This is a genomic window from Microbacterium sp. UCD-TDU, from assembly GCF_000340625.1.
Taxonomy (GTDB): Bacteria; Actinomycetota; Actinomycetes; order Actinomycetales; family Microbacteriaceae; genus Microbacterium; species Microbacterium maritypicum.
In genome coordinates, this window is record NZ_KB454446.1 from 674,332 (window position 1) to 697,282 (window position 22,951).

At 71.2% G+C, this 22,951-nt stretch carries 25 protein-coding genes; 14 read left to right on the forward strand and 11 right to left on the reverse strand.

Annotated features, from left to right (window positions below; genetic code table 11):
• The first annotated feature begins 20 nt into the window (after positions 1 to 20).
• From D514_RS26170 to D514_RS26185, 4 genes are all read left to right on the forward strand, one after another.
• Positions 21 to 4,601, forward strand: coding sequence for an ATP-dependent helicase (locus tag D514_RS26170; RefSeq protein WP_017829274.1), 4,581 nt, complete (start codon positions 21 to 23; stop codon positions 4,599 to 4,601).
• A gap of 23 nt (positions 4,602 to 4,624) precedes the next feature.
• Complete coding sequence (locus tag D514_RS26175; RefSeq protein WP_017829275.1) at positions 4,625 to 5,446, forward strand: EI24 domain-containing protein; 822 nt, start codon at positions 4,625 to 4,627, stop codon at positions 5,444 to 5,446.
• Positions 5,446 to 6,219, forward strand: a complete 774-nt coding sequence (locus D514_RS26180; protein ID WP_017829276.1) for a DNA-formamidopyrimidine glycosylase family protein — start codon at positions 5,446 to 5,448, stop codon at positions 6,217 to 6,219. Before D514_RS26175 ends, D514_RS26180 begins: the two co-directional genes overlap by 1 nt.
• An 80-nt stretch (positions 6,220 to 6,299) precedes the next feature.
• Positions 6,300 to 6,707 carry a DapH/DapD/GlmU-related protein gene (locus tag D514_RS26185; RefSeq protein ID WP_017829277.1) on the forward strand — a complete coding sequence of 136 codons (408 nt, stop codon included), beginning with the start codon at positions 6,300 to 6,302 and terminating at the stop codon, positions 6,705 to 6,707.
• Positions 6,708 to 6,729: 22 nt separating this feature from the next.
• Here D514_RS26185 and D514_RS26190 read toward each other — a convergent pair whose 3' ends face one another.
• A complete protein-coding gene (locus D514_RS26190; RefSeq protein WP_017829278.1) occupies positions 6,730 to 7,389 on the reverse strand; it encodes a response regulator transcription factor in 660 nt (219 codons plus the stop codon).
• Positions 7,382 to 8,629 carry an ATP-binding protein gene (locus D514_RS26195; RefSeq protein ID WP_081603858.1) on the reverse strand — a complete coding sequence of 416 codons (1,248 nt, stop codon included), beginning with the start codon at positions 8,627 to 8,629 and terminating at the stop codon, positions 7,382 to 7,384. Before D514_RS26195 ends, D514_RS26190 begins: the two co-directional genes overlap by 8 nt.
• A 114-nt stretch (positions 8,630 to 8,743) precedes the next feature.
• Here D514_RS26195 and D514_RS26200 point away from each other — a divergent pair, with 114 nt between their 5' ends.
• From D514_RS26200 to D514_RS26215, 4 genes are read left to right on the forward strand one after another with little or no spacing between them, the layout of a single operon-like run.
• Positions 8,744 to 10,318 (forward strand): PspC domain-containing protein, encoded by a 1,575-nt coding sequence (locus D514_RS26200; protein ID WP_031205663.1) that lies wholly within the window; start codon positions 8,744 to 8,746, stop codon positions 10,316 to 10,318.
• Positions 10,318 to 10,629, forward strand: a complete 312-nt coding sequence (locus D514_RS26205; protein WP_017829280.1) for a hypothetical protein — start codon at positions 10,318 to 10,320, stop codon at positions 10,627 to 10,629. The genes D514_RS26200 and D514_RS26205 overlap by 1 nt, the downstream gene beginning before the upstream one ends.
• 10 nt (positions 10,630 to 10,639) lie before the next feature.
• Positions 10,640 to 11,380 (forward strand): substrate-binding domain-containing protein, encoded by a 741-nt coding sequence (locus tag D514_RS26210; RefSeq protein ID WP_236610919.1) that lies wholly within the window; start codon positions 10,640 to 10,642, stop codon positions 11,378 to 11,380.
• 40 nt (positions 11,381 to 11,420) lie between these two features.
• Positions 11,421 to 12,137, forward strand: a complete 717-nt coding sequence (locus D514_RS26215; RefSeq protein WP_017829282.1) for a hypothetical protein — start codon at positions 11,421 to 11,423, stop codon at positions 12,135 to 12,137.
• A gap of 15 nt (positions 12,138 to 12,152) precedes the next feature.
• On the opposite strand, the gene D514_RS26220 is transcribed toward D514_RS26215, so the two are convergent.
• Together D514_RS26220 and D514_RS26225 are read right to left on the reverse strand one after the other, a co-directional pair.
• Complete coding sequence (locus D514_RS26220) at positions 12,153 to 12,623, reverse strand: hypothetical protein (protein WP_017829283.1); 471 nt, start codon at positions 12,621 to 12,623, stop codon at positions 12,153 to 12,155.
• Entirely contained in the window at positions 12,620 to 13,834 is a 1,215-nt protein-coding gene (locus D514_RS26225; RefSeq protein WP_036323107.1) for a cation:proton antiporter, read from the reverse strand. The genes D514_RS26220 and D514_RS26225 overlap by 4 nt, the downstream gene beginning before the upstream one ends.
• A gap of 117 nt (positions 13,835 to 13,951) precedes the next feature.
• Here D514_RS26225 and purU point away from each other — a divergent pair, with 117 nt between their 5' ends.
• Positions 13,952 to 14,803: a formyltetrahydrofolate deformylase gene (purU, locus tag D514_RS26230; RefSeq protein ID WP_017829285.1), complete on the forward strand. Its 852-nt coding sequence runs from the start codon at positions 13,952 to 13,954 to the stop codon at positions 14,801 to 14,803.
• 51 nt (positions 14,804 to 14,854) lie between these two features.
• Here purU and D514_RS26235 read toward each other — a convergent pair whose 3' ends face one another.
• From D514_RS26235 to D514_RS26245, 3 genes are all read right to left on the reverse strand, one after another.
• A complete protein-coding gene (locus D514_RS26235; protein WP_017829286.1) occupies positions 14,855 to 15,250 on the reverse strand; it encodes a type II toxin-antitoxin system VapC family toxin in 396 nt (131 codons plus the stop codon).
• Positions 15,247 to 15,504 carry a type II toxin-antitoxin system Phd/YefM family antitoxin gene (locus D514_RS26240; protein ID WP_017829287.1) on the reverse strand — a complete coding sequence of 86 codons (258 nt, stop codon included), beginning with the start codon at positions 15,502 to 15,504 and terminating at the stop codon, positions 15,247 to 15,249. The genes D514_RS26235 and D514_RS26240 overlap by 4 nt, the downstream gene beginning before the upstream one ends.
• Positions 15,505 to 15,595: 91 nt before the next feature.
• Positions 15,596 to 16,642: a nitronate monooxygenase family protein gene (locus tag D514_RS26245; RefSeq protein ID WP_017829288.1), complete on the reverse strand. Its 1,047-nt coding sequence runs from the start codon at positions 16,640 to 16,642 to the stop codon at positions 15,596 to 15,598.
• Positions 16,643 to 16,741: 99 nt separating this feature from the next.
• Between D514_RS26245 and D514_RS26250 the strand changes: the two genes are divergently transcribed.
• On the forward strand, positions 16,742 to 17,014 hold the full coding sequence (locus D514_RS26250; protein WP_017829289.1) for a DUF6412 domain-containing protein: 273 nt from the start codon (positions 16,742 to 16,744) through the stop codon (positions 17,012 to 17,014).
• Between the two features lie 66 nt (positions 17,015 to 17,080).
• On the forward strand, positions 17,081 to 17,860 hold the full coding sequence (locus tag D514_RS26255; protein WP_017829290.1) for a membrane protein insertase YidC: 780 nt from the start codon (positions 17,081 to 17,083) through the stop codon (positions 17,858 to 17,860).
• Here D514_RS26255 and D514_RS26260 read toward each other — a convergent pair.
• The 3 genes from D514_RS26260 to D514_RS26270 form a co-directional block, all read right to left on the reverse strand.
• A complete protein-coding gene (locus D514_RS26260) occupies positions 17,832 to 18,749 on the reverse strand; it encodes a DMT family transporter (protein ID WP_017829291.1) in 918 nt (305 codons plus the stop codon). The genes D514_RS26255 and D514_RS26260 overlap by 29 nt on opposite strands.
• A gap of 50 nt (positions 18,750 to 18,799) precedes the next feature.
• A complete protein-coding gene (locus D514_RS26265) occupies positions 18,800 to 19,684 on the reverse strand; it encodes an SDR family oxidoreductase (RefSeq protein ID WP_017829292.1) in 885 nt (294 codons plus the stop codon).
• 166 nt (positions 19,685 to 19,850) lie between these two features.
• Positions 19,851 to 20,198, reverse strand: a complete 348-nt coding sequence (locus D514_RS26270) for a hypothetical protein (RefSeq protein WP_017829293.1) — start codon at positions 20,196 to 20,198, stop codon at positions 19,851 to 19,853.
• Between the two features lie 187 nt (positions 20,199 to 20,385).
• Between D514_RS26270 and D514_RS26275 the strand changes: the two genes are divergently transcribed.
• Genes D514_RS26275 through D514_RS26285 form a run of 3 tightly spaced genes read left to right on the forward strand, consistent with a single transcriptional unit; the run spans position 20,386 to position 21,841 of the window.
• Positions 20,386 to 20,865 (forward strand): hypothetical protein, encoded by a 480-nt coding sequence (locus D514_RS26275; protein WP_017829294.1) that lies wholly within the window; start codon positions 20,386 to 20,388, stop codon positions 20,863 to 20,865.
• On the forward strand, positions 20,862 to 21,275 hold the full coding sequence (locus D514_RS26280; RefSeq protein WP_017829295.1) for a CBS domain-containing protein: 414 nt from the start codon (positions 20,862 to 20,864) through the stop codon (positions 21,273 to 21,275). Before D514_RS26275 ends, D514_RS26280 begins: the two co-directional genes overlap by 4 nt.
• Positions 21,272 to 21,841: a CinA family protein gene (locus D514_RS26285; RefSeq protein WP_017829296.1), complete on the forward strand. Its 570-nt coding sequence runs from the start codon at positions 21,272 to 21,274 to the stop codon at positions 21,839 to 21,841. Before D514_RS26280 ends, D514_RS26285 begins: the two co-directional genes overlap by 4 nt.
• A 19-nt stretch (positions 21,842 to 21,860) precedes the next feature.
• Here the strand turns inward: D514_RS26285 and D514_RS26290 are convergent, their stop codons facing one another.
• Positions 21,861 to 22,949 carry an alcohol dehydrogenase catalytic domain-containing protein gene (locus D514_RS26290; RefSeq protein WP_017829297.1) on the reverse strand — a complete coding sequence of 363 codons (1,089 nt, stop codon included), beginning with the start codon at positions 22,947 to 22,949 and terminating at the stop codon, positions 21,861 to 21,863.
• Positions 22,950 to 22,951: the final 2 nt, after the last annotated feature.

Below are 22,951 nucleotides of genomic sequence, written 5' to 3' on the forward strand. Positions count from 1 at the left end.
GCCTGCACGAAGATGGAGGGATGAGCGACGTGCTCGACCGCTTCACCCCCGCGACGCAGGACTGGTTCCGGGGTGCCTTTCCCGCGCCCACTCCCGCTCAGGCGGGCGCGTGGGACGCGATCTCCGCAGGCAAGCACGCCCTCGTGGTGGCCCCGACCGGCTCGGGCAAGACGCTCTCGGCCTTCCTGTGGGCGATCGACAGCGTGTTCCGCGAGCGCATGGCGGAGACCTCCGCGCCCGCGAAGGGCGAGCCGCGCACGCGCATCCTCTACATCTCCCCGCTGAAGGCGCTCGGCGTCGACGTCGAACGCAACCTCCGCTCCCCGCTCATCGGCATCGGGCAGTCGGCGAGACGACTCGGAGTGCCCTCGCCTGCGGTGACGGTCGGCGTGCGATCGGGCGACACGACCTCGAGCGACCGGCGCAAGCTCGTGTCAGATCCGCCCGACATCCTCATCACGACCCCCGAGTCGCTCTACCTCATGCTCACGAGCCGGGCGGGCGAGACCCTGCGCGGGGTGCACACCGTGATCATCGACGAGGTGCACGCCGTCGCCGCCACCAAGCGTGGCGCACACCTCGCCGTGAGTCTCGAGCGTCTCGACGCCCTGCGCCGCGCGAACGGCATCGAGAAGCCGGCGCAGCGCATCGGGCTTTCGGCCACCGTGCGTCCGATCGACGAGGTCGCGCGGTTCCTCGGCGGCTCGGCTCCGGTCGAGATCGTCGCACCTCCCGCATCCAAGACCTTCGAGCTCGGCGTGGTCGTGCCGATGGACGACATGACCAACCCGCCGCCCCCTCCCGGTGTGCCGGGGGATGCGGCCGATGCCGAATACTCCGAGGTCACCGGATCCGTCTGGCCGCATGTCGAGGAGGCGATCGTCGACCGCATCCTGCAGAACAACTCGACGATCGTGTTCGCCAACTCCCGCCGGCTCGCCGAGCGCCTGACGGGCCGACTGAACGAGATCTACTCCGAGCGCATCGGCATCGAGCTGCCGGAGGCGACCGTGCCCGCCGCCATGATGGCGCAGGCCGGAGCCACCGCCGGCGCCGACCCCGTGCTCGCGAAGGCGCACCACGGGTCGGTCTCGAAGGAGCAGAGGGCTCAGGTCGAAGAGGAGCTGAAGTCGGGGGTGCTGCGCTGCGTCGTGGCGACGAGCAGTCTCGAACTCGGCATCGACATGGGTGCGGTCGACCTCGTGATCCAGGTCGAGGCGCCCCCGTCCGCGGCCTCGGGCCTGCAGCGCGTCGGCCGCGCCGGGCACCAGGTGGGCGAGATCAGTCGCGCCGCGCTCTTCCCGAAGCATCGCGGCGACGTGCTGCACACCGCGATCGTGACCGAGCGGATGCTGGCCGGCAAGATCGAGGCCATCCAGGTGCCGCGCAACCCGCTCGACATCCTGGCCCAGCAGACGGTCGCGGCGAGCGCACTCGGGGCCATCGGCGTGGAGGAGTGGTTCGAGACGGTCCGCCGGTCGGCGCCCTTCCAGGCCCTCCCGCGTTCGGCCTACGAGGCGACTCTCGACCTGCTCGCCGGCCGCTTTCCCTCCGACGAGTTCGCGGAGCTGCGGCCGCGACTGGTGTGGGATCGCGACGCCGGCACCTTGACCGGACGCCCCGGTGCGCAGCGCATCGCGGTGACCAGTGGCGGCACGATCCCCGACCGCGGCCTGTTCGGGGTCTTCGTCGCCGGCGAGACGACCGGAGCACGCGTGGGCGAGCTCGACGAGGAGATGGTCTACGAGTCTCGGGTGGGAGATGTGTTCACGCTCGGCACGACGAGCTGGCGGATCGCCGAGATCACCCACGACCGCGTCAACGTGATCCCCGCCTACGGCCAGCCGGGCAAGGTGCCGTTCTGGCACGGCGACGGCATCGGCCGGCCGTTCGAGCTCGGCGAGGCGCTGGGCGCGTTCTCCCGCGAGGTGTCGGCGGCCACACCCGAGAAGGCGGCGCAGCGACTCATCGATGCCGGGCTCGACGAGCAGGCGCGGGCGAACCTCATGGCCCATCTGACCGAGCAGCGCGAGGCGACGGGCACGCTCCCCACCGACCGCACCCTGACGGTCGAGCGCGGACGCGACGAGGTCGGCGACTGGCGCGTCATCCTGCTTTCTCCGTACGGGATGAAGGTGCATGCCCCCTGGGCGCTGGCGATCAACGCCCGGGTGCGCGAGCGTCTCGGCGTCGAGGGGTCGGCGGTCGCGAGCGACGACGGCATCATCGTGCGCATCCCCGACGCCGAGGCCGAGCCGCCCGGCGCCGAGCTGTTCGTGTTCGACCCCGACGAGCTGGAACACCTGGTCACCGAGGAGGTGGGCGGTTCCGCCCTGTTCGCCTCCCGGTTCCGCGAGTGCGCGGCACGCGCGCTGCTCATGCCGCGTATGAACCCGAACAAGCGCACGCCGCTGTGGCAGCAGCGGCAGCGGTCGGCGCAACTGCTCGAGGTGGCCAGACGTCATCCGACGTTCCCGGTGATCCTCGAGACGCTGCGCGAGGTGCTGCAGGACGTCTACGACCTCCCCTCGCTGCGCACACTCGCGACGTCGATCGCGGATCGCCGCATCCGCCTGGTCGAGACCGAGCCCGGGCAGCCGTCGCCCTATGCCCGCGACCTGCTGTTCGGCTACGTGGGCGCGTTCATGTATGAGGGCGACTCCCCTCTCGCCGAGCGCCGAGCGGCCGCGCTCTCGGTCGACCCCGCGCTGCTGGGCGAGCTGCTGGGCACGGTCGAGCTGCGCGAACTGCTCGACCCCGATGTGATCGCCCAGTTCGAGCGCGAGGCCCAGCGCCTCGACCCCGATCGCCGGGCACGCGGGCTCGAGGGCGTCGCCGACCTGCTGCGGATGCTCGGGCCGCTCGACGCCGACGAAGTGACCGCGCGCCTCGACCCCGAGTCGATCGCCGACACCTCGGCCGGAGCGCTGCTCGACGAGCTGATCACCGCGCGCCGGGCGATCCCCGTCACGATCGCCGGCACGAGCCGCGTCGCCGCGATCGAGGATGCGGGGCGTCTGCGCGATGCGCTGGGAGCGGCGCTGCCCACCGGCATCCCGGTGGCGTTCCTCGAACCCGTCGCCGATCCCCTCGGCGACCTCGTCGCCCGCCATGCCCGCACGCACGGCCCGTTCACCACGGATGCCGTCGCCACGCGGTTCGGACTCGGCGCCGCCGTCGCGCGGCACACGCTGCAACGCCTCGAGACCGCAGGCCGGATCACGAGCGGGTACTTCCTGCCCGAGGCAGCCGGCAGCGCAGACGCCATCGAATGGTGCGACACCGAGGTGCTGCGCCGCCTCCGGATGCGCTCGCTCGCCGCGATCCGCGGATCGGTCGAGCCCGTCTCCCCCGAGGCGTATGCCCGATTCCTGCCGGACTGGCAGCACATCGGACGACCGCTCGAAGGCGTCGACGGCGTGCTCACCGTGATCGAGCAGTTCGCGGGCGTGCCGATCCCCGCGAGCGCGTGGGAGTCGCTCGTGCTCCCCTCCCGGGTGCGCGACTACTCGCCCGCGATGCTCGACGAGCTGACGGCCGCCGGAGAGGTCATCTGGTCAGGCCACGGAACCCTGCCGGGGCGCGACGGCTGGGTGTCGCTGCATCCGGCAGATCTCGCCCCCTTCACCCTGCCGGAGCGCGACGCCGAGATCGCGTCCGATTCCCTGGAGTCGCGCATCCTCATCGCCCTCGACGTGGGCGGTGCCTACTTCGCCGGGCAGCTGAAGGAGATGGCGGCGGCGGAGAACGAGCAGTCCGTGCTCGAGGCGCTGTGGTCGCTGACGTGGTCGGGCCACGTCACCAACGACACGTTCGCCCCGATCCGCTCCCTTCTCGCGGGCGGCTCGCAGGCGCACAAGGTCAAACGCCGCGCTCCCCGTGCCCGCACCTACCGTGGCGTGTCCTTCACGGGTGCCGCCGCTCCCCGGCCGCCCTCGATCGGCGGGCGCTGGTCGCTGCTGCCTGCACTCGAGACCGATCCCGCCCGCCGGGCGACCGTCACCGCCGGGCTCCTGCTCGACCGCTACGGCGTCGTCACCCGCGGCGCCGTGCAGGCCGAGGGTGTTCCCGGTGGCTTCGCCCAGGCCTACCGGGTGCTCGCCGGTTTCGAAGAAGCCGGCCACTGCCGCCGCGGCTACGTGATCGAGAAGCTGGGAGCCGCGCAGTTCGCCGCCTCCGGAACGGTCGATCGTCTGCGCACCTACGCCGGCCTCGCCGATCCGCCTCCCCGCAAGGCCGTGACCCTCGCGGCGACCGATCCCGCGAACCCGTACGGTGCCGCGCTCGGCTGGCCCAAGCTCGACGGGGTGTCGCACCGCCCGGGGCGCAAGGCGGGCGCTCTGGTCGTGCTCGTCGACGGCACCCTCGTGCTCTCCCTCGAACGCGGCGGCCGCACGGTGCTGTCGTTCAGCGACGATCCCGAGGTGCTGCGCGCCGCAGCAGCCGACCTCGCGACCACCGCGCGCAGTCGCCGCCTCGACACCCTGACCGTCGAGAAGGTCAACGGCGAGGGCGTCTACGGCACCGGACTCGCCCTCGCCCTGCAGGAGGCCGGCTTCGTGGCGACTCCGCGCGGGTACACGCTCCGCAAGGCCGTCTGAGCGATGCACCTACGCTGGAAGCCATGATCCGAGAGTTCGCGACCGGTATCCGCACCCTGCTGCGCGGGTTCGGGCTGTGGCGCACCAGGCCCGGTCTCATGATGCTCGGGCTGATCCCCGCGATCATCGCCGTGGTCGTGCTCGCAGCCGCCCTCATCCCGCTGGTGCTCAGCATGCCGTCGCTGTCTGCCTGGCTGACCCCGTTCGCCGAGGGATGGTTCGAGCCGTGGAAGGGTCTGCTGCGCGCCGCCGTGGGCCTCGTGGTCGTGGCGGCCGCACTCGCGCTCGCCAGCGTCGTCTTCAGCGCCCTGACCCTGACCATCGGCGATCCCTTCTACCAGCGCATCTGGCACGCGGTCGAGGTCGACCTGGGCGAGGCGCCTCCGGCGGACGGCGGCAGCTTCTGGACCACGCTCGGCGAGGGGCTCCGGCTGATCCTGCTCGGCATCCTGATCGCGGTCCTCGTGCTCCTGATCGGCCTCATCCCGGCTGTCGGCGGGTTCCTCGGCGCCGTCTCCGGTGTGGTGCTCACCGGTCGGCTCCTCGTCCGCGAGCTCACGGGGCGCGCCTTCGGCGCGCGCGAGCTCAGCGCGGCCGATCGCGCCGCCCTGTTCTCGGGAAGCCGCGCGCGGGTTCTCGGTTTCGGCGTCGCGACCCAGCTCTGCTTCCTGATCCCCGGCGGCGCGGTCGCGATCATGCCCGCCGCCGTCGCCGGCAGCACCATGCTCGCGCGGGACATGCTCGCCCGCACGAGCGCCACCGCACCGAGCCTGCCGACAACTCCGTCACCACCCGCAGCACCGCAGGCACCGCACCCGCCCCGCGCGCCCCTCGGAGCGCCCTGATGCCCGAGGGCGATACCGTCTTCCGCACCGCACGGCGCCTCGACGAGGCCCTGGCGGGGGCGGAGGTCACCCGCTTCGACCTCCGGGTCCCCCGATTCGCGACCCTCGATCTGACCGGGCAGCCGGTGCACGGTGCACTCGCGCGCGGCAAGCACCTGCTGCTGCGCGTAGGCGAGAGCACACTGCATTCGCATCTGCGCATGGACGGCGCATGGTTCGTGTACCGACCCGGCGAGAAGTGGCGTCACCCGGCCTTCAAGGTGCGGGCGATCGTCGGCACGGCGCACCGCGAAGCCGTCGGCGTGGACATCGCCGAGATCGAGGTCGTCCCCACCCGAGACGAAGACCAGCTCGTCGGTCATCTCGGTCCGGATCCCCTCGCCGCCGACTGGGATGCGGCAGAGGCGATCCGGCGCCTCGGGGCCGACACCCGCAGCATCCATGTGGCCCTGCTCGATCAGCGCAACGTCGCGGGATTCGGAAACGAGTACGCCGCAGAACTCCTGTTCCTGCGGGGAATCCTGCCGACGACGCCGACGCCGGAGGTCGATGTCGCCGCCCTCGTCGACCTTGGCGTGCGCACGATCCGCGCCAACCGCGACCGCGCCGACCGCACGTTCACCGGCGTCAATCGCGGCGGCCAGACCACCTGGGTGTACGGCCGCGCCGGACGCCCGTGCCGACGCTGCGGCACCCTCATCAGACGCGGTGAGCAGGGCGCAGATCCGACCCGAGAGCGCATCACCTTCTGGTGCCCGTCCTGTCAACGCTGACAACATCCATCCGCGGGAATGAATCCGACCGCGTCGTGGTTGTTGGTATATCCGGAGAACTCCGGAGCACGGGAGGAATCGTGGGCAAGAACTACGTCGACATCGAGAACGACCAGGGCGCGACGCTGCGGTACCGCAAGCACGCGAACGGCCGGGGTCTCGTCGCGCATGGCGCGAAGGTGCACCCGAAGGCGCATATCGAGGCGGGTGCCTATATCGAACCGGGAGCGCGCGTCGGCGCCGGCGCGACGATCGCGCGCGGTGCCTGGATCGACGAGGACGCAGTGATCGGCGAGGGCGCGTTCGTGGACGCGCATGCGCACGTCGGCCACGGCGCGGCGATCGGCGATCACGCCTACGTGGGCGTGCGCACCGACATCGGCGCCGGGGCGCGCATCGTGCGCGGCGCGAGGATCGGCGACGACGAGACGGTCGCCGCCGGACTCACCATCGCGACGGATCAGAAGGGTCTGTGGCTCGCCGCCTGAGGCAGCCGAGCGCAGAGCCGGGTCAGAGAAGGCGCCGCTCCGAGGCCCAGGCCGTGAGTTCGTGACGCGACGACAGCTGCAGCTTCCGCAGCACCGATGACACGTGCGTCTCGACGGTCTTGATCGAGATGAACAGCTCGGATGCGACCTCTTTGTACGCGTAGCCGCGGGCGATGAGGCGCATGACCTCCTGCTCGCGCGCCGAGAGCCGGTCGAGTTCATCGGTCGCCGTCGCGGTCTCGCCGGCCACCGCACCGAACGCGTCCAGCACGAAGCCGGCGAGCCGCGGAGAGAACACCGCATCCCCGTCGGCCACTGCGCGCACCCCGCTGCTGACCTCCACACCCGACGACCCCTTGGTGATGTAGCCCCTGGCACCGGCGCGGATCACGCGCACGACATCGGCCGCCGCGTCCGACACGCTCAGCGCGAGGAACCGGGCGGCGGTGGGAGACGAGCCGCGGATCACGGCCTCACCTCCGGCCGCATCGTCTCCGCCGCCCCCTGGCAGGTGCACGTCGAGGAGTACGACATCGGGCTGCGTCTCGCCGATCACCGCGATCGCGGACGGCACGTCGGCGGCCTCTCCGACCACGTCGACGCTCGCGTCGAGGTCGGCGCGCAGCCCGGAGCGGAAGATCGAGTGGTCGTCGACGATCACGACCCGGATGCTGTCAGCCATGGTTCTCCTCCCGGGAGGCGGTCTGGCGCGGCGCCGGTCGATCCTGGAGCGCGCTCGTGGTGATGCGAAGGCGCACCTCGGTGCCGTTCCCATCGCTGCGGACCTCTCCGGTGCCGCCCGCACGGCGCATCCGGCCGATGATCGACTCCCGCACTCCCAGGCGATCGCTGGGCACGTCGTCGAGTCGGAATCCCGCCCCCCGATCGCGGATGAACACGTCCACCCCCGAGGCGCTTCCCTCGATGTACACGGAGATCTCCCCACCTGCGTGCCGGGCCGCGTTCAGGATCGCCTCCCGCGCCGCCGCGGCGAGCTCCCCGCTCGCCCGCTCGGTCGACAGCCCGGCCGAGACGACGTCGATGCGCACGGGGTAGTCGAGTTCGAGCGCCCCCGCATAGTCGCGCAGATCGGTCGGAAGATCACTGTCGGCGGGGGCATCGCCGTCGTACAACCAGGCACGCAGCTCGCGCTCCTGCGCCCTGGCGAGCCGTGCGGCTTCGCTGGAGGCTCCCGCCCTGTTCTGGATCAGCGCCAGTGTCTGCAGCACCGAGTCGTGCAGGTGGGCGGCCATCTGACTGCGCTGCTCCTCCCGGATGCGGCGCACCCGCTCACCCGACAGCTCCCGCCACCGCGGGATCAGCGTCGACGACACCACGGCGGCGAGCCCGACCAGCGGGAGGAGCACCAGCACCACACCCGAGCGCGCCACCGGCCAGGACAGCAGAACCGTGACCAGCAGGGCGAGCAGCAGGATCGCGAGGATCCGGATGCTCAGGGTGTGCCGGGGCCCGCGCGCGGTGTCGGTGCGATCTATGAGCGTGGCCCAGAGACCGGCACCCGTCGCGAAGGCCACGGTGCCACCGACGACGACGGCCGCGGTGCCGGGCGGGATCGATCCGCTCAACCAGTCGCTGCCTCCGCGCCAGACGAGGACGACGAGCATCCCGACCGCGGCAGGGGCGAGCAGCAGCCAGGCCACCGGCATCCGTCTGGTCGGCGCGCTCTCGCCCTCCGCCCAGGGCGTGAACATCCAGCACCATGCATAGAGGAGGATGCCGGCGCCGCCGCACAGCGTGAGGGCGATGAACAGCGCCCGCACCAACGACACCCGCACACCGAGATGGCGGGCGAGCCCCGTGCTGACGCCGGCCACCAGGCACTCACGATCCCGGGCCAGGGCTGGGCGCGGTGGAGCGGCCACGCGCGGAGGTCGCGCAGGAGCGTGCGCCGAAGAGGACATGGGGCAATCCAATCACCCGCGCACCCGCTCGGGGTGCTCCCCTGCCCAGAATCAGGGGCCGCTCAGGGGTTCCCCCCATGGCAGGCATCCCCCTGCGGCCGCCAGGATCGAAGCATGACGATTCCGACTGCGCCCCCGCCCCCTGCCGACCCCGCCGCTCCGGCCGGTGGCGCTCGGGGCACCGATATCCCGCGCGGCGCCGATCGCTTCCTACTCTGGGTCGCCGGTCTCGGCGTCGCCCGCTCCGAGGGCTGGCTGGGCGGGGTCGCCGCTGGCATCGCCGCGCGCCTGCGCATCGACCCGCTGATCGTGCGGGGGGTGCTCGTGGTCGCCGCGCTGTTCGGACTCCCGGTGATCTTCCTCTACGCCGCCGCCTGGGCGCTGCTGCCCGACGTCGACGGACGGGTGCACGTGCGCGACCTGCTGCGCCGCGACTACCAGCCCGTGCAGTGGGGCATCCTGGCGATGGCCGTCATCGGCCTGTTCCCCACGGCTCCACTCGCGGGCCGCCTGTTCGGACTCGGATACGACGGCTGGTCGGCTCTCTCCCTCATCAGCTGGATCCTCGGGCTCGTGCTCGTCGCCGTCCTGCTCTTCCTGATCGTGCGTGCTGCCAGCCGCACCCCGGGTGCTTCCGCGCCGGATCTGCCGATGGCTTCCGCAGATCAGGCGGCCCCGGCCGCATCCGCCCCCCTCGCCGGTTCGGGTACCGCCGAGGGGGCGGATGCCACTCTCCCGACCGAGGCAGCCGCCGCGGCCGACACCGTGACGGAGCCTGCGGCCGCGGATGCCTCGCTCGCCCTCACCCCGCCCGCCCCGCCGGTTCCGCTGCCGCCCGGTTCTCAGGACCCTGCGGCCCTCGAGGCCTGGCGCGCTCAGCACGCCGCCTGGAAGGAGCAGGACCAGGCATGGCGGCGCCAGCAGCAGGATGTCGAACGGGCTGCCCGTGACCAGCTGCGCCGCGAGCGCCAGGCCGAGGCCGCGGTGTTCGCCGCAGAGGCAGCCGAGCGCCGCCGCATCCGCCGGGCATCGAACCCGCGGGCGGGCTTCGCTTTCGCCGCGACCATGATCGGTCTCGCCATCATCACGGGTGCCGCCGTCGGTCTCGTCACCGGCGGTGAGGCCCTCGGCGGAGCGCTGGGACTTCTCGCCGCCGCGCTCATCCTCGCGCTCGGCATGATCGTCGCCGGAGCGTTCCGTCGCCGCAGCGGCTTCCTGGCTTTCGTCACCGTGATCACCCTGGTGGGCGGGCTGGTGGCCGGCGCATTCTCGACCCTTCAGGGCTTCACGCTCGGCTGGGCGTCGATCTCCAACAACCGGGCGGAGCACATCCGTCAGCCGTTCGGAGACCTCTATCTCTCGCTGAACCAGCATGACGGCGCGCCCCGGCCGATCGTGATCGAGAAGGGTTCCGGCACCACCGAGATCTACGTCGATGCGGGAGTAGAGCTCGAGCTTCGCGCGACGCTCGACACCGGGACGGCGCACTGGACGCGGGTGGAGGGCGAGACCGCGACCATCATCGACAGCGGTATCTGGTCCTTCGAGGACCGCGGCGGCGAGTCCGTCATCGTCCAGGACGTCTCTTCGGACCGTGTCGCTGCGACCACCATCCAGCCCGTCACCATCGATCAGACCAGTGGTGTCATCAACGTCACCATCTACGAGCCCGTGAAGGAAGACCAGTGATGAGCACGCCCACGATCATCGAACCGACCACCCCGCCCCGCACCCGCTGGGCGGCCATCATCTGGGGTCTTCTGTTCGCCTCCGTCGCAGCGAGCGCCCTCTGGATGCTCGCCGACGCCGATCGGCGCGAGACCCTTACAGACGGGCTGCTGGCCCTGACCCCGACCACCGCCAACATGATCCTCGTGTTGACGATCGGTGTGCTGCTGCTCGTCGGCGGAGCCGTCGGGCTGATCCGCCGCGCCCAGCGCACGCTCGCTGCCACGGCACCGGCGCCGCTGCACGAGGTGCCGGAACCGCTCGCCGAGTAACCTTGACCCCATGGCGAATCAGGGAAGACGGCCCGCGAAGGGCGCAAGCAGGGGCACGCCTGTGCGCCGGAACAAGGCCGCCCCCGCCGAGCGGTTCCCCCCACAGAAGCCGAAGAAGCCGACGGCCAAGGTCGTCTTCGACGCTCCTCAGCCGGAGCCCGAGGCACCGCGCACCTTCCGTCTGGGCGCGGTGCCGGGGGCGACACCCGGCAAGTGGATCGATGCGTGGAAGCAGCGGATGCCACGAGTGCCGCTCGAACTCGTGCCCATCGAGGCCGCCACGCAGCGTAGCGCCCTCGACGACGTCGACGCGGCGCTGGTGCGTCTGCCTCTCACGGACGAGTCGCTGCACATCATCCCGCTGTACGACGAGCTCCCCGTCGTCGTCGCGGCAGCAGACTCGCACCTGATGGCGGCCGAGGAGCTCACGGCGGCAGACCTCGAGGGCGAAGTTCTGATCGGGCTGACCGACGACGTGCTCGGCGCGCTCGATCTCCCCGGGACCCTCCCGGCGAACTTCGCCGCACTGGCGACCGGCGAAGCGGTCGCGACGGCGGCATCCGGAGTCGGCATCGTGGTCGTCCCGATGTCCCTCGCACGCCTTCACCACCGCAAGGATGCCGATCACCGCATCCTCACGGACGGACCGACCTCGACGGTCGCCCTGGTCTGGCCGCGCGAGCGCACCACGCCCGACGTCGAGACCTTCGTCGGCATCGTCCGCGGTCGCACGACCAACTCCTCGCGGTGACCGCGTCGGCCCGGCCTCGCGCGATCGTTAGAATCTCCTGATGGCCTCGCTTCTCTACGTCTGCGTGCGGCCCGAGATCGGGGCGGCGGATGCCGAGCATGCCTCTTTCCGCCGGGCCCTCGGTGTCGACGTGGTCGATCGGCTCGATCTGCTGCAGACGCCGCTGCACATCGAGCGTCTGCGGGGGTACCGCGGAATCGTGGTCGGGGGCTCGCCGTTCAACGTCTCCGACACGGTGAAGACCGCGGAGCAGCTGCGGGTCGAAGCCGACCTCCGCACGCTGGCGGACGCGGCGATGGCGGCCGAGGTCGCGGTGTTCTTCACCTGCTTCAGCATCGGCGTGGTGACCCGCATGCTCGGGGGCGAGGTCGTGACCGACACCCCGGAACCCGCGAGCGCCACCGTGATCGACACGACCGCAGCCGGTGCGGCCGACCCCGTGTTCGGGCCCAGCGGCTCGGCTCTCACGGTCTTCACCGCGCACAAGGAGAGCGCGGCGAGCACCCCTCCCGGCGCCGTGCTGCTGGCGACGAACGAGGCCTGTCCGGTGCAGGCCTACCGCGTGGGCACGCACCTGTACGCGGCGCAGTTCCACCCCGAGCCCACTCCGCGCGACTTCGCCGACCGCATGACGTTCTACCGCACCACGGGCTACTTCGACCCGGACGAGTTCGACGCGGTGCAGCAGCAGGTGCTCGCGGCATCGGTGACCGAGGGCGCAGCGCTCCTGCGCCGCTTCGCCGAGACCTTCGCCTGAGTCGGGGAACCCGCGTCAGCTCGCGGCCGCGTCCCGCAGCAGCGCCACACGCTCGCGCAGATATGCCTCCAGTGGCATGAAACCGCCCGCGGTGCTCCAGCGCACGGACGGCACCCCGTCGATCAGGGCGAGCGGCCCGGAGGAGCCTCCGGCATCCACCCCGTCGACGTCGATGACGCTCCACCCCACGTGCACGACCTCACCCTCGCCGAAGCCACCGCGCAGTGCCTCGGCTCGGCGCTCGGCACGCTCCCTGGCCGACTCCGCGGTGTAGCCGCGACGCCCGGGGTCGGCCGCGCGCAGCACCTCCGCCGTCGCCAGCGCGTGCGTCTGTGTCAGCAGCAGCACGCCCAGGTGCCAGGCGTCACCGACCCGCACGATGCGACGCCCGCGCCAGCGGGAATCGCGCTGCTCGCCGAGTCCCTCCTTCGGGGCGTCCTGCAGATCCTTCACGGCCTGGGTCAAGAGTGCGGATGCGGTGGTCACAGTTCTCCCTGCGTGGACTCGGCGGCCCGCTCCGGACCGACGACCTCCGCGCGGTCGCCGCGGAGAGTCATGCCGATGAGCGGATACAGCAGCACCGACAGCATGCCGGCGCCGACGAGGGCCGCGGCCGTGCCGGTGTCGATCATGTCCTGGTCGACACCGATCGCCGTCACGGCGACGATGATCGGCAGACCGGTCGCGGCGAGGAGCCCGAGGGCCGCGCGATCGCGAGCACTCGCTCCGTGCGGGGCCGACAGCTGCGCCGCCGATCCGCGGATCACGAGCAGGGCGATCAGGAAGATCGGCACCAGAGCCAGCGCCGACGGCGATGTGAGCAGCGCCTGCAGGTCGAACGTGACACCCGTGTAGAGGAAGAAGATCGGCACGAGGAATCCGAAGGCGATCGCCTCGATCTTGCTCTCGACCTCTTCCGCATCCTTCTTCGGCGCGCGCGCCATGATGATGCGCCAGATCGCGCCGGCCACGAACGCTCCCAGCAGCATGTCGAGGTCGAGCATGACGCTGAGTCCCACGAGGGCGGCGATGAGGAGGATTACGAAGCGCACGCCGAACTGATCGGAGGTGTGCAGGGTGGCGCGGACGATGCGGTGCAGCCGTCCGTGAGACACGCGCGTGGCCAACAGCACGGCGAGGCCTGCGAGCACGACGAAGGTCAGGAGCACCGCGGTGGCGATCGGAGTGGTCCGCGTGCTCAGGAAGATCGAGATCGCGATGAGCGGCAGGAACTCGCCGACCGCACCGATCGCGCTGATCGCACGGCCGAAGGGCGAGTCGAGCTCTCGGGCGTCGCGCAGGATCGGCATCAGCGTTCCCAGCGCCGTCGAGCTGAGGGCGATCCCGATCACCACCATCCCCTCACCCGGCGCGAAGAAGAAACCCAGGCCAATGCCCAGCAGCACGCTGAGCAGCCACCCGAGCGATGCCCGGGCGAGCGGCTTGCCCGCGACCTTCGTGAAGTCGATCTCGGTGCCCGCGACGAAGAACAGCAGCGCCAGCCCGAAGTCGCTGAGCTTCTCCAGCAGCGGTCCCGTCTCGACCCAGCCGAGAACCGCGGGACCGATGAGGATGCCGAGCACGAGCTCGAACACCACGATCGGCACCCGCACCACCGGCCGCACGCCTCGAGCGAGCAGGGGTGCGGCGACCGCCAGCAGGGGCACCAGCACCAGGCCGAGGTCGCTCGCTTCCATGCTCTCAGGGTAGGTGAGGCGGCCGTCGCGCGGGTGCAGGGCATCGCGCGGTGCTCTCGCGATTCGCCCGCTCGGCGCATCCACGGCAGAATCGATGCACACCCTCGAGGAGTCCCCATGTCTCAGCCCGATACCGCCCGCCTGCTCATCGCCTGCGACGATCAGCCCGGCATCGTCGCCGCCGTCGCCGGCGTGCTCGCTCAGCACGGGGCGAACATCATCTCCCTCGACCAGCACTCGACGGATTCCGAGGGCGGACGCTTCTTCCAGCGCACCGTCATCCACCTCGACGGGCTCTCGGCCGCGCGCCCCGCGCTCGAAGCCGACATCGCCGGCGTCGCCGAGCGCTTCGGCATGGAGTGGTCGCTGCACGACGTGGCCCGGCGCAAGCGCGTCGCGATCTTCGTCTCGAAGTACGACCACTGCCTGATGGAGCTGCTGTGGCGCACTCAGCGCGGGCAGCTCGACATCGACATCACGATGGTCGTCTCCAATCACCCCGACCTGGCCGAGGCCGTCCGGTCGTTCGGCGTGCCGTTCGTGCACATCCCCTCCGGCGACAAGGCCGCCATGGAGGAGCGCCAGCTGGAGCTGCTGCGCGGCAACGTCGATCTCGTCGTGCTCGCGCGCTACATGCAGATCCTCACCGACGACTTCATCACCCGGCTCGAGGCCCCGGTGATCAACATCCACCACTCGTTCCTGCCCGCGTTCATCGGTGCGAACCCGTATGCGCGGGCCAAGGATCGCGGCGTCAAGCTGATCGGTGCGACCGCGCACTACGCGACGGCCGACCTCGACGAGGGGCCGATCATCGAGCAGGACGTCACGCGCGTGACCCACTCCGAATCGGCCGCCGAGCTGCAGAGCCGCGGCGCCGACGTCGAGCGTCTGGTGCTCGCGCGCGCCGTGCAGTGGCATGCCGAGGATCGCGTGATCGTGCACGGCAAGTCCACGGTCATCCTCTAGAGGAGCGAGCGTCCCGCCTCGCGAACACAGAGAATCCTCAGCGGGGCCGCGTCAGGATCGGGCACCGATCACGTCGACCGCGAGCCCGTGGGAAGCAGCTGAAAGGCGTCTGTCGTTCGTCCACAGTTCGGTGCAGCCCGCGATCTGAGCCGCGGCGAGGTGCACGGCATCTGGCGTCTTCAGTCCGAAATCCGCCCGGAGCTCCGCGGAACGGATGAAGACCGCCGCGTCCAGCGTCACTTCTTCGAGGTGTTCGAACATCGCGAGGTAGCGGTCGCGCAGCTCGGGATTGCGCCCCCGCAGCGGGCCGACCACGCACTCCTGAAGCGCCAGAGGACTCGAGGCCACCGCGACGTCCACCTCTCGGAGAGCGTTTCGGACGGCCATACCCCGAGGCCCGTCGTCTTCGATGGCGTAGATCAGGATGCAGGAATCGAGGTAGATCATTCCCAGGCGTCTCTGCTTTCCGCGATCTGCGCGTCGAGCTCGGCAGCCGAACGGGCCAGCCGCCCGGGCAACGGGTCGCGCTCGAGCCACTCGACGAGGAGCCGCCCGCTGCGGACGAGATCGACCGGCCCGATCGGAACGAGCTTCGCTACCGGCTTCCCCCGCTTGGTGATGACGACGTCTTCGCCCGCCTGAGAGTCCGCGATCAGCCTCGAGAGACTGTTGCGCGCGTCGAGAACATTGTGACTGCTCATATGGCCATGTTAGCCAGAAACCTGGCTATGTCGACACTCGACGATGCTTCGCCACGGGCAGGCTCTTCCCGGTCTCTTTCGCCGATGAGCGTCAGAGAGCGGCCGGAACCCCCGCGACCAGCTCGGCGAACACGTCCGCGGCGGTCTCGTGGCGCACGAGCGGCGCGCCCTGCCCCATCCACAGCGACTGCAGCGCGCCCAGGTTCTGCTCCCCCGCGGCAGCCCGGAAGCGACCGGTGAGCCAGTTCTGCATCGGGAACGGCGCGATCGTACCGCTGGCCTCGATGGCGCGAACGACGCGGTTGCGCGCGCCACGGGCCAGACGCCCGCTCATCGCCCGCGTGAGCACGGTCTCGTCGGCAGCGGTCGAGCGGATCGCGTCGCGGTGCGCCTGGTTGGCCGCCGACTCCGAGGCGGAGAGGAAGGCCGTCCCGACCTGCACACCCGCGGCCCCGAGAGCGAACGCCGCGGCCACACCGCGTCGGTCGGCGATGCCTCCGGCCGCGATCACGGGCACGTCCACCGCATCGACGACCTGCGGGATCAGGGCGAAGGTCCCGACGAGCGACTCCTCGGCAGGGCGCAGGAACGACACCCGATGCCCGCCGGCCTCCGCGCCGGTCGCGACCACGGCATCCACTCCCGCTGCGGCGAGCGCGACCGCCTCGGCCACAGTGGTCGCCGTGCCGACGGTTCGGATGCCGCGCTGGTGCGCCTCCCCGATCACATCGGCGGACGGCACCCCGAACACCACACTCAGCACCGCGGGCTCGATCTCCCAGATCGCGTCGAGCTGCTCCTCCAGGGCGGGGGTGTAGCGCTCCGGCCTGCTCGGCACGTCGAGACCCACGGCCTCGTAGAAGGGCTGCAGGGCTTGGGCGAACACCGTGTGCTGCGGGTTCGGTTCGACCTCGTCGCCCGTGGGAAGCCAGATGTTCACCGCGAACGGCCGATCGGTCGCCGCACGCAGCTCGGCCCCGGTCGTGCGGATGCGGTCGCCGTCGTAGCCGTACAGGCCGAACGAGCCCAGTCCCCCGGCGTTGCTCACCGCCGCGGTGAGCGCGGTCGAGGAGAGCCCGCCGAACGGGCCGAGGATGATCGGATGCTCGATCCCGAGCAGGGCGCGAAGGTCACTCATGCCTTCGACGTTACGCCCGTGCCGCACCCCCGGGGTCGGCTGTGACGGGTCCGACCCGCAGACCCCGGTGGTACCCTCGCTGCAGGAGGGAGAGCGCACATGAGCGAGTGGTTCGGGCAGATGCTGAGCTTCGTCGCGACCGCGCTCGGACTCGTCTCGATGCCCGATGCGGCAGCTCTCGGCCTGGCGATCGCGGTGCTCGCGGTCACGGCCCTCACGCTCGCGATCGTGCTGAGCGTGCGCCCCGAAGCCACCGCAGACGCCCCGCATCCGCTGCGGGCGATCGACGTCGGCACCCTCCTCACGCAGAGCGATCCTGATGCCGCAGGCCACCCACGGCCTCGGGCGCCGGGAGTCGCGAGCGCCGCGTAGTCCATTCACACGACGGGACCACGCGGCCTTCGCCGACCCTTCCCGACGCCACGAACGGACCTTTGCATGGACATCTTCGCCTTTCCCCCTCTCGCCGCCCTCCTCGACGCCGCCTACGGCGCCCTGACCGGGCTCTCCGACCTGCTCACCCCCCTCGCCGGAGCCTCGGCCGCCGCCCTCGCCGTCGCGGTCGTCACCCTGCTGGTGCGGGCGCTGCTCATCCCCGTCGGCATCTCCCAGGCCAAGGCCGAGCAGACCAGGGCGCGTCTCGCGCCGAAGCTGCGCGAGCTCCAGCGCCGCCACAAGAAGAACCCCGAACGTCTGCAGAAGGAGACGATGGCGCTGTACCGCGCCGAGAACACCTCGCCGTTCGCGGGGATGCTCCCGGTGCTGGCGCAGGCCCCCGTCGTCGGCATCCTGTACACGCTGTTCCTGCGCCCGGAGATCGCGGGCCACGCCAACGAGCTGCTCGCGCACGACCTGTTCGGTGCACCTCTGGGCACGAGCCTGATCGCGGCGCTCTTCGGCGGCACGGCGACGGCGGCCACGTTCCTCGTCTTCGGGGTGCTCCTGGCGGTGATGATCGCAGCGGCGGAGGTCACCCGCCGCGTGTTCCGCCCGACACCGGTCGACGCCGGCGACTCGCCGCTGAACTCCCCCACCATGCTGCGCGTCGTCTCGGCGATGCACTACGTGACCGCGATCTTCGCCCTGTTCGTGCCGCTCGCCGCCGCGCTGTACCTCACCGTCACGGTGGTCTGGACGCTCGTACAGCGCATCATCCTGCGTCGGCGGTTCCCGCTGCCGACTCCGGCGGTCAGTCGGGCAGCGGTATCGGCGCGGTGAAGGGACCGGAGGGACCTCCGTCGCGGCGGTCCCTCCGCACACCGAGCGTGGTCCCCACGCTCGCGGCGATCACGAGGGCGATGGCCAGCAGCCGCAGCGGGGTCGCATCCTGCCCGAGGATGAGCCATCCGGCGAGGGTGGCGAAGGCGGGCTCGAGGCTCAGCAGCACGCCGAACACGCGTTGGGGCAGACGGCGCAGCGCCGCGAGCTCGAAGCTGTAGGGGATCACCGACGACAGCACCGCGGTGATCGCCGCGAGCAGCAGGAGCTGCGGATCCATCGCCACCGTCGATGCGGCCGGGATGCCGACCGGGATGAGCAGCACCGCGGCGACCACGAGCCCCATGGCCAGGCCGCTGCTGCCGGGGATGAGCGCGCCGACACGGGCGCTCATCCGGATATACATGGCCCAGAAGCCGGCGGCGATGAGGATGAACACCACCCCGAGCGGGTCGAGCGGTTCGGCGCCGATCAGGCCGTCGATGCCCAGCACGACCATGCCGAGCAGGGCCACGCCGACCCAGGTGAAGTCGGCGAGCTTCCGGGTGAGCACGGCGGCGAGCACCAGTGGTCCGAGGAACTCGATCGCGACGGCCGGCCCCAGGGGGATGCGATCGATCGCGGCGTAGAAGAAGCCGTTCATCGCGGCGAGGGAGACGCCGAAGAGCACGGCGGCCAGCCACTGCTGACGGGTCCACTTCCGCGGCCTCGGCCGCACGATGGCCACCAGCAGGAGCGCGGCGATCGCGACGCGCAGCGAGGTCACACCCCAGGGCCCCAGAACCGGGAACAGCTGAGCGGCGACCGCGGCCCCGAAGGGAAGAGAGAGGCAGGAGCCGATGACGAGCGCGACCCCCACGAGGGGGCTGGACGCGGCGGGCTTCTGCACCAGACAAGCTTAGGCGGCGGCCCCTCTCCGGGCCGCCGCCTCGGCGCGGATCAGAGGGACTTGCCGCCCGTGACCGCGATGACCGATCCCGAGGTGTACGACGATTCCGCCGACGCCAGGTACACGTAGGTGCCGGCGAGCTCCGCGGGCTGGCCTGCGCGCCCCAGCGGGGTGTCGGCGCCGAAGGTCGCCAGTCGTTCGGCATCCCATCCGGTCGCCGGGATCAGCGGCGTCCAGATGGGGCCGGGTGCGACGGCGTTGACGCGGATGCCCCTCGGGCCCGCCTCTTCCGCGAGGGCCTTCACGAACGCCACCTGCGCGGCCTTCGTCATGGCGTAGTCGATGAGTCCCGGCGAAGGGTTGTAGGCCTGGACGGATGCCGTCACGATGATGCTCGCCCCCGGCGGGAGGTCGGGATAGGCCGCCCGTGCCGAGAACAGCATGCCGGCCAGGTTCGTGTCGAACACCCGGCGCATCCGCTCCGTCTCCAGGGTCTCGAAGCCGTCGATGTCGTGCTGGTAGCCGGCGTTCAGCACGAGCACGTCCAGTCCGCCGAGTTCGCGCCGCGTCCGGGTGACGATGTCGGTCGCGAACGTCTCGTCGCGCAGGTCACCCGCGAAGCCCACTCCTGCGCGCCCCGTCTCGCGCACCAGGGCGAGCGTGTCCTCCGCGTCGTCCTGCTCTTCGGGCATGTGTGCGATCGCGACGTCGGCGCCCTCCCGGGCGAAGGCGATCGCGACGGCTCGTCCGATGCCCGAGTCTCCGCCGGTGATGAGGGCGCGGCGTCCCTCCAGACGACCGTGGCCGACATAGGTGCGTTCGCCGTGGTCCGGTTCCGGGCGGGTCTGTTCTGTCAGGCCCGGCTGATCCTGGTGCTGTGCGGGAAATCCCTCTTCGCGGTGCGCGTGGCGGGGGTCGGTGGTGTCGTCGGTCATGGGTCCCACCCTCTCCGATCATCCCGTCCTCCGTCAGGGGGTTGACAGGTCGAGACCGTCGGCAGGTAGGGACCGACACCCACGCTCGACGACGAAACCCACCGGTGGACGCGCGTCCACGAGTGGGTCTCGACGATGCAGGTGGGTCTCGAGGCGAGCCCGAAGATCAGAGAGGAGGAGTGACCGGGACCTCACCGGCACCGGGCTCCTCGCCAGCCTCGGCGGGCTCGGGAACGAGGTAGAGACCGCTGGGCGCGTTCGCGGTGAACGCGAGCGCCTCGATCCAGGCCCGGTTGATGGAGGGCTGACGGCTGCCGAAGTACTTGAACACGAGGGAGCTGCCGGGCTGGATCCACACGGTGGTGCGCCCGCCGCCCACGCTCGCGTCTTCGCGCCAGCTGAAGGGGAAGGGCTCCCCGCGCCGCAGCTTCGCGGTGATCACGAGTTGCAGGTGGGTGAGGGCGCGGTCCTCGATCTCGGTCTTCACGCCGCCTTCGTAGACGAACTTTCCCATTGGTGGTGCTCCTTGGTCGTTGCCTGGCCGGGACGACGGCTTCGTTCCATTCTCGCGCACTCCGCCGCCGGATGCCTCCTGTCCCCGCGGTCGCGCCCGATGCCCACTCCACGCCCCGAAGTCAACCCCCTCGGCGAGACGTCGCCCGGAGCCTAGCCTCAGGACACTCGACTCGAAGGGCAGTGCCATGACCGACCGACACATCGACGACCGTCCCGACGAGGGCTACACGCCCACGACCACGCACGCCGCCTGGGGCGCGGGCAACCCCCGACTGCGCATCACCAGGGACGATGAGCGCACCGAGTTCGCGCTGAGCGACGACGTGGTGCGGATCGGCTCCGCCGAGGACAACGAACTGCGCCTGGCCGACACCGATCCCGTGCATGCCACGATCACACACGACGACCGCGACGAGTACGTGCTGACGCTGCACGGCGAGGGCGAGACGAACGCGAGCCTGGGCGTGGACGCGACCCACGCCGACGAGAACTCGGAGACGCTGCGCACCGGAGCGCACTTCACGGCGGGTCCGTGGACCCTGGTCTTCGCACGCGAGGAGTTCGCCGATCACGGACGGCCGTACGGAGGCCGTGCAGGTGGGGAGTACTCCGACCAGCCGTTGCAGCCGCCTCGTCCGGACTACGACGAGGGCGAAGAGCGATGACCACCGCGCGCGACCTCATGACTCCGAGGCCGCGCTGCATCGGGGTGAACGATTCCCTGCGCATCGCCGCCTCGGTCATGGCGGATCTGGACGTCGGAGCCCTGCCGATCTGCGGCGAGGACGGCAAGCTGAAGGGCATGCTCACCGACCGCGACATCGTGGTGGGTGCGATCGCCCTGGGCATGGACCCGGAGACCACCCCGGCGTCAGCGCTCGCGAAGGGCAAGCCGGTCACGGTGGATGCGGACGACGACATCCGCGTGGCCCTCGACCGGATGCAGGAGAACCAGGTGCGACGGCTGCCCGTGATGACCGACCGTCGTCTGGTCGGCATCGTGAATCAGGCCGACGTCGCACGCTCGCTGTCCGCATCGACGACCGGCGAGACCGTGGAGAGCATCTCGCGGTGACCCTGCCCGACGACACCCACGATGCTGCGCGGGCGCCCGGCGCCGAGGCGATGAGCGGCCCCGATACGCGCGGCCACATCGCGCGGTTGAGCGAACTCGCCGCCGCGCGGGGGCTGCGCATCGCCGTGGCGGAGTCGCTCACCTCGGGCATGCTCGCGCACACGATCGGCGCTGGCGACGGCGCCTCCGAGTGGTTCGCCGGCGGCATCGTCGCCTACATGACCGCCGTGAAGGAGCGCGTTCTCGGGCTGACGCCCGGAACGGATCCGTGCTCGGCGGCGTGCGCCGAGCAGCTCGCCGTGGGGGCCCGTCGCCTGTTCGACACCGACCTCACCGTGTCGACCACGGGTGTCGGCGGCCCCGACGCGCAGGGCGGTCATCCCGCAGGGACCGTCTTCCTGGGCTGGGCCACAGCCGAGGACCAGGGTCACCGCCGTCTCGCCCTGGTCGGCGACCCCGACGAGACCCTGACCGCGACCGTCGATGCGGCCGTCCGCCTGCTCGCCTTCCACGCCGAAGGGCTGCGCCCGCTCGGCCCCCGACGAGGGCAGGACGACGGCGTCTAGGGCCTGTGTTCCGGGCGCTTCACTGCCCCGGAACGAGTCCGATCCGAAGAGGAGCCCCCGGGGAGGCCGCCTCCACGAGCGCCGCGTCGATCTCGAAGAGTCCGCGCACCGCGCCGACCGCGTCCGCGAACGGGTACGCCCGCCCTCGTCCGGCGAGGAAGGCCACGGCTTCGGCGAGTTCAGCCCCCGTGTAGTTGTGGATGCCGGCGACGGTGACCAGGCGCCGCACGATGCTCTCGGCGTCGAACGGCACCGGATCGGCCGGGAACACACTGCCGACGAGCACGACGGTTCCCCCGACCGCGACGCCCGAGAGAGCCTCTCCCACCGCGTGCCCTGAGGCTTCGATCACGACGTCGGGCTCGCCGTCGAGGCCGGTCGCACCGAAGCGTGCGGCGAGGGCACGTCGCTCGGGGTTGGGATCGAGCACCTCCACGGTCGCACCCTGCTCGGCGGCGATGGCCGCGGCGGAGAGTCCGACCAGTCCCGCGCCGTGGATCCGCACACGTGCTCCGTCGAGATCGCAGTCCTTCGCGGCCCTGGCCACCGCAGCCCAGGCGGTCGCCGTGGCGCATGACGCGGGCGCGAGCACGGAGGCGGGGAGCGCCTCGGGAACCCGCACGATGGCCGTCCCCTCTCGCACCTGCACGTGACTCGCGAAGGCTCCGGTGAGGTCGCCGTGCGCCCCGACCCTGTCGTGCCCGTACTTCCCCAGGTCGCGGCACTTCTGCGGCATCCCCTGCAGGCACCGGTCGCAGCTCGCGCACGACACCGTCACCGACCAGACCACCCGGTCGCCGATGCGCAGCGGAGTGCCGTCGACCGTATGCGCCCCGCCGTCACCGGTCGCGATGACCCGTCCGACGCTCTCGTGTCCGAGCACCAGAGGCGTCGGGGCCGAGCGGCGCCCCTGCACGGTGTGCACATCCGAGCCGCAGATCGTCGACATCTCCACGGCCACGAGCACGTCGCCGTCGCCGAGCGCGACGCCCGGTACGGCGATCGTCTCGTGCGGATGGCCGTCGCCGACCCACACCATCGCGGTCGCGGCAGGGCGCAGCGCGACGTCCCGGCGATGGCCGGGAGGACGGATCAGCAGCGTTCCCATGT

Excerpts from the sequence above, each read along its gene's own strand:
- D514_RS26170 (WP_017829274.1), top strand. The coding sequence starts at position 21 with ATGAGCGACGTGCTCGACCGCTTCACCCCCGCGACGCAGGACTGGTTC.
- D514_RS26175 (WP_017829275.1), top strand. The coding sequence starts at position 4,625 with ATGATCCGAGAGTTCGCGACCGGTATCCGCACCCTGCTGCGCGGGTTC.
- D514_RS26180 (WP_017829276.1), top strand. The coding sequence starts at position 5,446 with ATGCCCGAGGGCGATACCGTCTTCCGCACCGCACGGCGCCTCGACGAG.
- D514_RS26190 (WP_017829278.1), bottom strand. The coding sequence starts at position 7,389 with ATGGCTGACAGCATCCGGGTCGTGATCGTCGACGACCACTCGATCTTC.
- D514_RS26195 (WP_081603858.1), bottom strand. The coding sequence starts at position 8,629 with ATGTCCTCTTCGGCGCACGCTCCTGCGCGACCTCCGCGCGTGGCCGCT.
- D514_RS26200 (WP_031205663.1), top strand. The coding sequence starts at position 8,744 with ATGACGATTCCGACTGCGCCCCCGCCCCCTGCCGACCCCGCCGCTCCG.
- D514_RS26205 (WP_017829280.1), top strand. The coding sequence starts at position 10,318 with ATGAGCACGCCCACGATCATCGAACCGACCACCCCGCCCCGCACCCGC.
- D514_RS26210 (WP_236610919.1), top strand. The coding sequence starts at position 10,640 with ATGGCGAATCAGGGAAGACGGCCCGCGAAGGGCGCAAGCAGGGGCACG.
- D514_RS26215 (WP_017829282.1), top strand. The coding sequence starts at position 11,421 with ATGGCCTCGCTTCTCTACGTCTGCGTGCGGCCCGAGATCGGGGCGGCG.
- D514_RS26225 (WP_036323107.1), bottom strand. The coding sequence starts at position 13,834 with ATGGAAGCGAGCGACCTCGGCCTGGTGCTGGTGCCCCTGCTGGCGGTC.
- purU (WP_017829285.1), top strand. The coding sequence starts at position 13,952 with ATGTCTCAGCCCGATACCGCCCGCCTGCTCATCGCCTGCGACGATCAG.
- D514_RS26235 (WP_017829286.1), bottom strand. The coding sequence starts at position 15,250 with ATGATCTACCTCGATTCCTGCATCCTGATCTACGCCATCGAAGACGAC.
- D514_RS26240 (WP_017829287.1), bottom strand. The coding sequence starts at position 15,504 with ATGAGCAGTCACAATGTTCTCGACGCGCGCAACAGTCTCTCGAGGCTG.
- D514_RS26245 (WP_017829288.1), bottom strand. The coding sequence starts at position 16,642 with ATGAGTGACCTTCGCGCCCTGCTCGGGATCGAGCATCCGATCATCCTC.
- D514_RS26250 (WP_017829289.1), top strand. The coding sequence starts at position 16,742 with ATGAGCGAGTGGTTCGGGCAGATGCTGAGCTTCGTCGCGACCGCGCTC.
- D514_RS26255 (WP_017829290.1), top strand. The coding sequence starts at position 17,081 with ATGGACATCTTCGCCTTTCCCCCTCTCGCCGCCCTCCTCGACGCCGCC.
- D514_RS26265 (WP_017829292.1), bottom strand. The coding sequence starts at position 19,684 with ATGACCGACGACACCACCGACCCCCGCCACGCGCACCGCGAAGAGGGA.
- D514_RS26270 (WP_017829293.1), bottom strand. The coding sequence starts at position 20,198 with ATGGGAAAGTTCGTCTACGAAGGCGGCGTGAAGACCGAGATCGAGGAC.
- D514_RS26275 (WP_017829294.1), top strand. The coding sequence starts at position 20,386 with ATGACCGACCGACACATCGACGACCGTCCCGACGAGGGCTACACGCCC.
- D514_RS26280 (WP_017829295.1), top strand. The coding sequence starts at position 20,862 with ATGACCACCGCGCGCGACCTCATGACTCCGAGGCCGCGCTGCATCGGG.
- D514_RS26290 (WP_017829297.1), bottom strand. The coding sequence starts at position 22,949 with ATGGGAACGCTGCTGATCCGTCCTCCCGGCCATCGCCGGGACGTCGCG.